The sequence below is a fragment of the Microbacterium sp. NPDC080220 genome, assembly GCF_040686395.1.
In the GTDB taxonomy this organism is placed as follows: Bacteria; Actinomycetota; Actinomycetes; order Actinomycetales; family Microbacteriaceae; genus Microbacterium; species Microbacterium gawkjiense.
Window position 1 is genome coordinate 569,526 of the sequence record NZ_JBFBOP010000001.1, and the last position, 10,788, is coordinate 580,313.

Below are 10,788 nucleotides of genomic sequence, written 5' to 3' on the forward strand. Positions count from 1 at the left end.
GTGAGGGGCGCCGTGGCAGGATGGCCGAATGGCCCGCATCCCGTACGGCTCGCTGAGCACCGCTGATCAGCAGCGGTATCGCGGGCTCCGCACCATGAAGGCGGTCGCGCTCGGCGCCCTGCTGTTCATGGCGATCGTCTTCGTCATCGCGTTCATCCTCGAGAAGGACCTCTCGGGCTGGGGGTACGTGCGCGCGGCGGCCGAGGGCGGCATGGTCGGCGCGCTCGCGGACTGGTTCGCGGTGACGGCGCTGTTCCGGCATCCGCTGGGCATCCCGATCCCGCACACGGCGATCATCCCGCGCCGGAAGGACGAGATCGGTCGCACGCTCGGCGAGTTCGTCGAGACCAACTTCCTCGAGGGCGGCGTCGTCCGCCACAAGCTCGAGTCCACGCACATCGCACGGACCGCGGGCACCTGGCTGCAGGACCCGGCCCACGCGAAGACCGTCGCGGCCGAGGCGTCGACGATGGCCAGCGGCATCCTGACCGCGCTGAGCGACGACGAGGTGCAGGACCTCATCAGCGACCTCGCGCACGAGCACCTGCTGAGCCCGTCGTGGGGTCCGTCGCTCGGGACGTGGCTCTCGCGGGTGGTGGATGCCGACGCCCACCGCGGCGCGGTCGACCTGGGCGTCGACAGCATCGCCCGCTGGCTCGACGCGAACCGCGAGGCGTTCGACGGTCTCGTCTCCCGCCGTCTGCCGTCCTGGGTGCCGTCGGTGGCGATGCGGCTCGTGGACGACACCGTGTACCACGAGGCGACGAAGTTTGTCGCGGCCGTGCAGCGCGACCCCGAGCACCCGGCGCGCAAGGCGCTCGACCAGTACCTCGAGCGCCTCGCCGACAACCTGCAGCACGACCCCGAGACCATCGGCCGACTCGAGGGCGCGAAGAGCGCCGTCTTCGACAGCCCGCGGGTGCGCGCCCTCGCCGCCGACGCGTGGAACACCGCGAAGGCCGGCCTGCTGCGCTCCCTCGCCGACGAGGACAGCCCGCTCCGCCGTCGCGTGACCGCCGCACTCGGCGACCTCGGCGACCGGCTCGCGACCGACACGGCGCTGCAGGAACGCGTCGACAAGCGCATCGCGGATGCCGCCGTCTTCCTCGTCGATCGCTACCGCCACGACATCGCGTCGATCATCACCGACACCGTGGAGCGCTGGGACGCCGACGAGACGAGCCAGAAGATCGAGCTGCAGGTCGGCCGCGACCTGCAGTACATCCGCCTCAACGGCACGATCGTGGGTGCCCTCGCCGGCCTCGTGATCTTCACCGTCGCCCACCTGCTGCTCCCCTGACCATGGCGCTCTCCGTCGATCCGCTCTGGCCGCGCGCCGGGGACTGGCCGGCTCCGGACGGGCGGGTGGATGCTGCGATCCTCGGCCTGCCCGCCTTCCGCACGTCGCTGTCCCCTACCGGGGCGCACGCGACACCCGCCGCCGTGCGCGAGGCGCTGCGCCGGTTCAGCCCGACCCTGCTCGGCCCTCCCCCCGTCGACCTGAACGAGGCGCTCCGGATCGCGGACGCCGGTGACGTCGCCGACCCCGACGGACCCGAGGGCGAGGCGCGCGTGCGCGAGCGCGTCCGCGGGCTGCGCGCGGCATCCGGTCTCGTGATCGCCGTCGGCGGCGACAACTCCGTCACCTACGCGACCGCACAGGGCGCGGGGGTGTCGGGGCTCATCACCCTCGACGCGCACTTTGACCTGCGCGACGGGGTGTCGAACGGCTCCCCCGTCCGCCGCCTCGTCGAGGACGGTCTCGACCCGCGGCGCATCGTGCAGATCGGCATCGCGGACTTCGCCAACTCGGTCGCCTACGCAGAGCGCGCCGCCGACCTCGGCATCACGGTCATCACCCTCGACGAGGTCCGGCGCCGTGGCGCCGAGGACGTCATGATCCAGGCGCTGTCGATCGCACGCGGCGCCGGCGACGTGCACCTCGACATCGACGTGGACGTCTGCGACCGCTCCGTCGCGCCGGGATGCCCGGCATCCGTCCCCGGCGGACTCGAGGCGTGGGAGCTGCGCGCCCTCGTCCGCGCGGCGGCCGGGGATCGTCGCGTCGTCAGCGCCGACGTCGTAGAGGTGGACGCGACGGCGGATGCCGCAGACGGCCGCACCGTCAGACTCGCGGCGCTCTGCGTCCTGGAACTGCTCGCCGGAAGGGCCCTCGCATGATCACCCTCATCCTCGTCCGTCACGCCAAGAGCGACTGGGGCACCGGACTCGACGACCACGAACGTCCGCTGAACGACCGCGGGCGGCGGGACGCCCCGGTCATGGCGCGACGGCTCGCCGCGACCGGCGTGCGACCGGCCCGCATCCTGTCGTCGACCGCCGTGCGTGCGCGGACGACGGCGCAAACGTTCGCCGACGCGCTCGGCGTTTCGGTCGAGACCGATGAGGGCCTGTACGGCGCCCCGGGCTCGCGGCTGCTCGCGACCGCCGCCGCGAGCGGCGTCACCGACGTCATGGTCGTCGCGCACGACCCGGGGATGACGGTGCTCGCCGAGCAGCTGTCGGACGGCGGGATCGGCGCGATGCCGACGTGCGCCGTCGCGACCTTCGTCTGGGACACCGACGATTGGGACGTCGCGACCGCCGTCCCGCCGGCGCGCTGGAATCTCGACACCCCGCGGGACGTCAGCGGGGACTGATCACCTCGCCGCCGCGGTACACGCGGTGGACGAGCGGCACCCCCGGCCGGTAGGCCAGGTGCCGCCGACTCGGTGCGTCGAGGACGACGAGGTCCGCGCGCGCACCCACGCCGAGGTGGCCGACGTCGCTGCGGCGCAGCGCCCGCGCACCCCCGGCGGTGGCCGCCCACACCCCCTCGCCGACGGTCATCCCCATCTCGCGCACGGCGAGGGCGATCATGAGCGGCATCGAGCTCGTGAACGACGAGCCCGGATTGCAGTCGCTCGCGAGCGCCACTGTGACGCCGGCGTCGATCAGCCGACGCGCGTCGGGGTACGGCTGGCGCGTCGAGAACTCGACGCCCGGCAGCAGGGTTGCGACGGTGTCCGATCCCGCGAGGGCCGCGATGTCGGCATCCGTCAGATGAGTGCAGTGGTCGACGGATGCCGCGCCCAGCCGCACCGCGAGCTGCACGCCCGGCCCTTCACCGAGCTGGTTGCCGTGCACGCGGACGCCGAGGCCCGCCGCCGCCCCGGCGCGCAGGATGCGCTCGCTTTCGGCCTCGGTGAACGCACCCCGCTCGCAGAACACGTCGACCCAGCGGACGTGCGGTCGGACCGCGGCGAGCATCCCGTCGCACACGAGGTCGACGTACGCCTCGCGGGCGGCTCCCTCGGGGACGACATGCGCCCCGAGGTACGTGACCTCGTCGGTCACCTCCGCGGCGAGCCGGGCGAGACGTTCCTCGCCGTCGAGGGTGAGGGCGTACCCCGTCTTCACCTCGACCGTCGTCGTCCCCTGCGCGTGCAGTTCGTCGACGAGCGCGGCGAGCCGCGCGCGCAGTTCGTCGTCCGTCGCCGCGCGGGTGGCGGCGACGGTACGGCGGATGCCGCCCGCGGCATACGGGACGCCCGTCATCCGCGCCTCGAATTCGTCGGCGCGATCCCCGGCGAACACGAGGTGCGTGTGGCTGTCCACGAAACCCGGGATGACCGCCCGACCGCCGAGGTCGACGCGCGTGACCTCGACCTCCGACTGCGAGACTGCAGCGGCAGGCCGAGACATCGGCGACAGACCGCTGTCTCGGGCTCTGACTGCAGTCTCGGCGTCGGAGGCGGCGCCCGCCCACGCGACCCGGCCGTCGGCAACGAGGAGGGCGGCGTCGGCGATGGTCGCGGTCGGGGCCGCGGCATCCGCGTTCGTCGTCAGCTCGGCGATGCCGGTGAAGAGGGTCGCCATCACGCGTCCAGCATGGGGACGGTCAGGCCGCGCTCGCGGGCGACCTCCTTCGCACGGTCGTACCCGGCGTCGACGTGACGCATGACACCCGTGCCGGGGTCGTTCACCAGCACGCGCGCGAGCTTCTCGGCCGCGAGCGGCGTGCCGTCGGCGACGGTGACCTGCCCGGCGTGGATCGAACGCCCGATGCCGACGCCGCCGCCGTGGTGGATCGACACCCAGGCCGCCCCCGACGCCGTGTTGAGGAGCGCGTTGAGCAGCGGCCAGTCGGCGATCGCGTCCGAGCCGTCGGCCATCGCCTCGGTCTCGCGGTACGGGCTCGCGACCGACCCCGCGTCGAGGTGGTCTCGGCCGATCACGATCGGCCCCGACAGCTCACCCGAGGCGACCATCTCGTTGAATTTCAGTCCCGCGAGGTGGCGCTCTTTGTAGCCGAGCCAGCAGATGCGCGCAGGAAGGCCCTCGAAATGCACTTTCTCACCGGCCTTCTCGAGCCAGCGGTGCAGCGCGGTGTCGTCGGGGAAGAGCTCTGCGACGGCGCGGTCGGTCTTCGCGATGTCCTCCGGGTCGCCCGACAGCGCGACCCAGCGGAACGGTCCCTTGCCCTCCGCGAACAGCGGCCGGATGTAGGCCGGGACGAACCCGGGGAACGCGAACGCGCGGTCGTAGCCGCCGAGCTCGGCTTCGCGGCGAATCGAGTTGCCGTAGTCGAAGACCGCGGCCCCGGCATCCTGGAACCCGACCATCGCCTCCACGTGCCGCGCCATCGACGCCCGCGACCGCTCCGTGAAACCGTCGGGATCGGCGGAGGCCTGCGCCCTCCACTCCTCGAACGCGACGCCCGAGGGCAGGTACGCGAGCGGGTCGTGCGCGCTCGTCTGGTCCGTCACGATGTCGATCGGGATGCCGCGGCGCAAGAGCTCGGGGAACACGTCCGCCGCGTTCCCCACGACGCCGATCGAGCGCGCCTCGCCCGCCGCCTTCGCCGCGAGCGCCCGCTCGACGGCCGCATCGAGATCGGCGGTGTGCTCGTCGAGGTAACCGTGCTCCACGCGGCGGCGCAGGCGCGACTCGTCGACGTCGACGACGAGGACCGCTCCCCCGTTCATCGTGACCGCGAGCGGCTGCGCGCCGCCCATGCCGCCCGCGCCGCCCGTGAGGGTGAGCGTCCCGGCGAGCGAGTCGCGGCCGAGCGAGCGCGCGACGGCGGCGAAGGTCTCGTACGTGCCCTGCAGGATGCCCTGCGTGCCGATGTAGATCCATGACCCTGCCGTCATCTGGCCGTACATCGTCAGGCCGAGGTGCTCGAGGCGGCGGAACTCGGGCCACGTCGCCCAGTCGCCGACGAGGTTCGAGTTCGCGATGAGGACCCGCGGCGCCCACTCGTGCGTGCGGAACACGCCGACCGGCTTGCCGGACTGCACGAGCAGCGTCTCGTCGGGCTCGAGCTCGTCGAGCGTGCGGACGATCGCGTCGTACGCCTCCCACGTGCGGGCCGCCTTGCCCGTGCCGCCGTAGACGACGAGATCCTCGGGGTGCTCGGCGACCTCGGGGTCGAGGTTGTTCATCAGCATCCGCTTGGCCGCCTCGGCGCCCCAGCTCTTCGCGGTGCGTTCGGCGCCTCGCGCCGCGCGGACGGTGCGGGTCGTGGTCGTGGCGGTCATGCCTGTTCTCCTTCGAACGGTGCGGCACTCGAGCGGAGATCTGCGCTCGAGCGGACGGTTTCGGGGGGATTCGTCCGCGCGACGGCGGATGTCCGCTCGACGGCTGGTCCGAATGCGGTGCGGGCGATCTCACCCGACACCACGAGCTGCGTCACGGCCTCGAGGTCGGGGGCGACGAAGCGGTCGGGTCCCGGTCCCTCGACGACCGTGCGGACGAGGTCGCGCACGGCGCCGGTGACCGGCGCGGGCTGCAACGGGGCGCGGAGGTCGAGGGCGCGGCATCCCGTCACCACCTCGATCGCGAGGACGCGCGCGAGCCCGTCGATCGCGCGGCGCAGCTTGCGGGCGGCGGCCCAGCCCATCGACACGTGGTCCTCCTGCATCGCCGACGACGGGATCGAGTCGACGGATGCCGGCACGGCGAGGCGCTTGAGCTCCGAGACGATCCCCGCCGCAGCGTATTGCGCGATCATCAGGCCGCTGTCGACGCCCACCTCGTCGGCGAGGAACGGCGGCAGGCCGTTGCCCCGCGAGCGGTCGAGCGCGCGATCAGTGCGGCGCTCCGAGATCGAGGCGACGTCGGCGACGGCGATCGCGAGGAAGTCGAGGACGTACGCGACCGGCGCGCCGTGGAAGTTGCCGTTCGACTCGACGCGCCCGTCGGGGGTCACGACCGGATTGTCGACGGCCGACGCCAGCTCGCGCTCCGCGACCGTGCGGGCGTGGTCGAGGGTGTCGCGGGCGGCGCCGTGGACCTGCGGCGAGCAGCGCAGCGAGTAGGCGTCCTGCACGCGGGTGCAGACGGCCGGATCGCGGTGGCTCGCGACGATCGGCGAGTCGGCGAGCGCGTGGCGCAGGTTCGCGGCCGACACGGCCTGCCCCGACTGCGGGCGGAGTGCCATGAGGTCGGCCGCGAAGACGGCGTCGGTGCCGAGCTGACTCTCGACCGACAGGGCGGCGGCGAGGTCGGCGGTCGCGAGCAGGGTGTCGAGGTCGGCGAGGGCGAGCGCCAGCATCCCGAGCATCCCGTCGGTGCCGTTGATGAGGGCGAGACCCTCCTTCTCCTCGAGGACGAGGGGACGGATGCCGCTGGTCGCCAGTGCCTCGGCGGCATCCGTCCGCGTGCCGTCCGCCGTGCGGACCGGTCCCTCGCCGAGCGCGGCGAGCGCGATGTGCGAGAGCGGGGCGAGGTCGCCCGAGCAGCCGAGCGAGCCGTACTCGTGCACGATCGGGGTGATGCCGGCGTTGAGCATCGCCGCGTACGTTTCGACGACGACCGGGCGGACGCCGGTGCGACCGGTCGCGAGGGTCTGCAGGCGCAGCAGCTGCAGGGCGCGGACGACCTCGCGCTCGACCTCGGGTCCCGTGCCCGCCGCGTGCGAGCGGATGAGGCTCGCCTGCAGCTGGCGGCGCCGGTCGGGGACGATGAACGTCGTGGCGAGCGCGCCGAAGCCGGTCGAGATGCCGTAGTGCGGCTGCGGGTCGTCGGCGAGGCGTTCGATGAGGGCGCGGGTCTCGGCCGTGCGGGCGAGCGCGGCGTCGGAGACCGCGACGCGCGCGTCGTGCCGGGCGACGGCGACGACCTCGGCGGGTGTGAGCGGGGCGTCGCCGAGGGTGACGGTGGTGAGGACGGGCATGGTCTGATTCCATCGGCTGCGCCGCCTCGGCGGGCGGCGCGCGTGGCATCCTGTGTCTGTGATCTCAGACAAGCCGCAGGCGCCGATCTCAGACAAGCCTCCGGCGCCGATCCCAGACATGCCGCGGGCGCCGATCCCAGACACACCGCCGACCCCGCACAAGCCGCAGGTCCCCGCCGCGGATCAGACGCTCCGCATCCTGAGCTTCCTGGCACACCAGCGCGGGCCGGTGGCGGCGCAGACGATCGCGAGCCATCTCGGCATCCCGCGGTCGAGCGTCTACCACCTACTCGCGGCGATGGCCGCGCACGGGTTCGTCGTGCACCTCGAGGGCGACCGACGCTGGGGACTCGGCACGGCCGCGTTCGAACTCGCCGGCGGGTACGCACGGCAGGAACCGCTCGCCCGTCTCGGCCGCCCGATCGTCGCGCAGCTCGCCGACCGCGCCGGTGAGAGCGCGCACCTCGCCGTCATGACGGGCCGCGACGTCCTCTACATCGTCGAGGAGCGCGCACCGCGACGGCCCGCGCTCATCACCGATGTGGGCGTCCGCCTCCCCGCGCATCTCACTGCGACGGGGCGCGCGATGCTCGCCGCCCTCCCCCGCGAGCAGGTGCGCGCATTGTTCCCCGACGCGGCATCCCTCTCCCCCCAGCGCACGGGTCGTGGACCCGGCCGCCCGGGCGAACTGCGCGAACTGCTGCGGCAGACCCGCGCCGCGGGGCACGCGAGCGAGGACGGCGAGGTCACGCTCGGATTCCGCTCGGTCGGTGTCGCGGTCCGCGACCACGCCGACTGGCCCGCCGCCGCGATCGCCGTGACCTGGCCCGACGACGCCCCCGCCGACCCCGAGCACCTCGCGACCCTCACCGCCGAGGCGGCCGCCGAGCTCTCCCGCCGGATCGGGCGGCGGTAACCGCCGCCGGCTCCCCCGCCCGGCCCGGCATCAACCGAGGAGAAATCCGCCTAACTGGCCGAACCCATCGCTATCCCCGCCCCCACAGACCGATCCTCCGCGGTAGGTGCCGCCACGTCCGTCTGATCACCGCCCCCGCCGGTGCCGCCCGTCCGGACTCCCTCACTTCTCTGCTCGGCTACAACCGCGGAGAAATCGGCGCGGGTGGGCCGAAACCGTCCGGAATCCGCTGCCGGTGGGCGGAAACTCCTCGGCTGGTGCCGGGCAAGCCGGTAGCGCGCCCGACCCGCCTCAGCGGACGACGAGGCGCGGCTGGACCAGCACGTGCCCCTCGCCGTCCCCGGCGGCGCGGCGCTCGATGCGGCCACCGCTGCCCATCAGCAGGTCGAGGGTGCCGGCGGCGACCAGTTCGGGCAGCTGCTCGACGCTCGACAGGCCCAGGGCCTCGACCGCGGGGGTGTTGTCGAACCCGATGATGAGCACGTCCGGCCGCTGCGCCGCGACGGCGGCGACGTGCGCGCCGACGGCGAGGGTGTCGCTCGCGCACACGATCGCGTCGACTGCCGTCGTCGCCAGCAGCCCGGCGACCTGCTCCCTCGCCTCGGCGACCCGCTCCTCAGCCGACAGGCGCAGGTCGGGGCGGGCACCGGCATCCGTCATCGCCTCGCGCCACCCCCGCTCCCGGTCATCACCCGTCGGCGACCCCGCGGGCCAGCCGAGGAACGCGACGCGCGGTCCAACGGTGAGGGCGTGCTCGGTCGCGGCGCGCGTGCCCGAGGCGCCGTCGACGTCGACCCAGAGGTGCGCGCTGTCCTCGGGCGAGGCGACGTCCCAGGGGCGGCCGAACGAGACGAACGGCACGCCGCGCTCGGTCAGCCACGCCAGCCGCCGGTCGCCGTACCGCGTGCCGGTGACGACGACGGCTTCGACGTCGCCGGCGTCGACGAGCTCCGACATCCGTCGGATCTCCTCGTCCTGATCGGATGCCGCGTACACGAGCACCCGCAGGCCGCGGTCGCCGGCGCGCTCGGTGAGCGCGTGCACGAAGCGGTCGAGCACGACGCCCGAGATACCGCCCGCATAGGGGTCGAGGTGGATGCCGATGGTCGCGCTGCGGCGCGTGCGGAGCCGGCGCGCGGAGGCGTGCGGCGAGTAGCCGAGGCGGGTGATGGCGTCCTGCACGCGCTCCCGTGTGGCGGTCTTGACGATCGCCGGAGTGTTGAGCACATTGCTCACCGTCTGTCGCGAGACACCCGCGAGGGCCGCGACGTCCTCGATCGTGATCGACTTCTCACTCACCGGCGCACCCCCTTGACATGGACGGACCCACCCTCTTACGTTGGGCATCATTCCACAATTTGATCGTTCAAAGTCGACCGAGATCAGCACGGTCGGAACGATCGACGGCACCGGGATCGAAGGAGATACGGACATGCGACACAGCAGATGGATGGCGCTCGGCGGCATCGGGATCGCGGCGACACTGGCCCTCGCCGGATGCGGCGGCTCGGGCTTCGACGACGGCCCCGCCGCCTCGGGAGAACCGACTGACGCGGGCGGGCTCACCTCGTCCGACGACGCGCTCACGATCATGATCGGCTCGTCCGGTGACGCCGAGACCACGGCCGTCAAGGACGCCGTCGCCGCCTGGTCGGAGGAGTCCGGCGTCGACGCCGAGGTGGTCGCGGCCACCGACCTCACGCAGCAGCTCTCGCAGGGCTTCGCCGGCGGCAACCCGCCGGACCTGTTCTACCTCGCGACCGAGCTCCTGGCGGGCTACGCCGACAACGGCTCGGTCATCGCCTACGGGGACATGCTCGAGAACAAGGACGACTTCTACCCGTCCCTCGTGCAGAACTTCACGTACAACGACCAGTTCTACTGCGCGCCGAAGGACTTCTCGACGCTGCAGCTGATCATCAACAGGAACCTGTGGGACCAGGCGGGACTGACGGATGCCGACGTCCCGACCGACTGGGATTCGCTCGCCGCCGCGGCGAAGAAGCTCACCTCGGGCGACACGACGGGCCTCGTCTTCAGCGGCGAGTACCAGCGGGTGGGCGCCTTCATGGCCGAAGCCGGCGGACGGCTCGTCTCGGAGGACGGCACGTCCGCCGTCGCCGACAGCCAGGAGAACATCGACGCGCTCACCTACGTGAAGGAGCACCTGGCCGACGGCACGTTCGCCTACGCCGCCGATGTGGGCGCGGGCTGGGGCGGTGAGGCGTTCGGCAAGCAGCTGGGCGCCATGACGATCGAGGGCAACTGGATCACCGGTGCGCTCGGCGACTACCCCGACGTCGACCCGCTCGTCGTCGAGCTGCCCGCCGGCCCCGCCGGCAAGGGCACCCTGCAGTTCACGAACTGCTGGGGCATGGCCGCCGACAGCCCCAACCAGCAGGCCGCGCTCGACCTCGTCGAGTACCTGACGAGCGCAGACCAGCAGCTCGCCTTCTCGAAGGCGTTCGGCCCGATGCCGTCCGTGCAGTCGGCCGCCGACCAGTGGACGACCGACAACCCGGACCTCGCTGCGTTCCTCGCCGGTGCGGACTACGCCCAGGGCGTGCCGACCAACGACGGCGTCTCGGACGTGTTCACGGACTTCAACGCGCAGCTCGCGACGCTGAAGGACGGGGACCCGGCGACGATCCTGCAGTCGGTCCAGTCCAACCTCGAGGCGATCGTCGGCTGA

General features: G+C 72.8%; 9 protein-coding genes. 5 read left to right on the forward strand and 4 right to left on the reverse strand.

Features of this window, described 5'->3' with window-relative positions; all coding sequences use genetic code 11:
* Positions 1-28 precede the first annotated feature (28 nt).
* The 3 genes from AB0P29_RS03100 to AB0P29_RS03110 are packed head-to-tail and all read left to right on the forward strand — an operon-like array spanning position 29 to position 2,660.
* Positions 29-1,300 carry a DUF445 domain-containing protein gene (locus AB0P29_RS03100; RefSeq protein ID WP_363378387.1) on the forward strand — a complete coding sequence of 424 codons (1,272 nt, stop codon included), beginning with the start codon at positions 29-31 and terminating at the stop codon, positions 1,298-1,300.
* A 2-nt stretch (positions 1,301-1,302) separates the two neighbouring features.
* On the forward strand, positions 1,303-2,181 hold the full coding sequence (locus AB0P29_RS03105) for an agmatinase family protein (protein ID WP_363378389.1): 879 nt from the start codon (positions 1,303-1,305) through the stop codon (positions 2,179-2,181).
* Entirely contained in the window at positions 2,178-2,660 is a 483-nt protein-coding gene (locus tag AB0P29_RS03110) for a histidine phosphatase family protein (protein ID WP_064001656.1), read from the forward strand. Before AB0P29_RS03105 ends, AB0P29_RS03110 begins: the two co-directional genes overlap by 4 nt.
* Here the strand turns inward: AB0P29_RS03110 and hutI are convergent.
* The 3 genes from hutI to hutH are packed head-to-tail and all read right to left on the reverse strand — an operon-like array spanning position 2,647 to position 7,180.
* Complete coding sequence (gene hutI, locus AB0P29_RS03115) at positions 2,647-3,879, reverse strand: imidazolonepropionase (RefSeq protein WP_363378538.1); 1,233 nt, start codon at positions 3,877-3,879, stop codon at positions 2,647-2,649. The genes AB0P29_RS03110 and hutI overlap by 14 nt on opposite strands.
* Positions 3,879-5,543: a urocanate hydratase gene (hutU, locus tag AB0P29_RS03120; protein WP_363378391.1), complete on the reverse strand. Its 1,665-nt coding sequence runs from the start codon at positions 5,541-5,543 to the stop codon at positions 3,879-3,881. Before hutU ends, hutI begins: the two co-directional genes overlap by 1 nt.
* A complete protein-coding gene (gene hutH / locus AB0P29_RS03125; protein ID WP_363378393.1) occupies positions 5,540-7,180 on the reverse strand; it encodes a histidine ammonia-lyase in 1,641 nt (546 codons plus the stop codon). Before hutH ends, hutU begins: the two co-directional genes overlap by 4 nt.
* 118 nt (positions 7,181-7,298) lie before the next feature.
* Between hutH and AB0P29_RS03130 the strand changes: the two genes are divergently transcribed.
* The gene (locus AB0P29_RS03130; RefSeq protein ID WP_363378540.1) at positions 7,299-8,096 is read left to right on the forward strand and encodes an IclR family transcriptional regulator; all 798 of its coding nucleotides are present in this window, start codon (positions 7,299-7,301) and stop codon (positions 8,094-8,096) included.
* Positions 8,097-8,387: 291 nt separating this feature from the next.
* Here the strand turns inward: AB0P29_RS03130 and AB0P29_RS03135 are convergent, their stop codons facing one another.
* Positions 8,388-9,395, reverse strand: coding sequence for a LacI family DNA-binding transcriptional regulator (locus AB0P29_RS03135; RefSeq protein ID WP_363378395.1), 1,008 nt, complete (start codon positions 9,393-9,395; stop codon positions 8,388-8,390).
* 133 nt (positions 9,396-9,528) lie between these two features.
* On the opposite strand from AB0P29_RS03135, the gene AB0P29_RS03140 reads away from it, so the two are divergent.
* On the forward strand, positions 9,529-10,788 hold the full coding sequence (locus AB0P29_RS03140; RefSeq protein ID WP_363378397.1) for an extracellular solute-binding protein: 1,260 nt from the start codon (positions 9,529-9,531) through the stop codon (positions 10,786-10,788).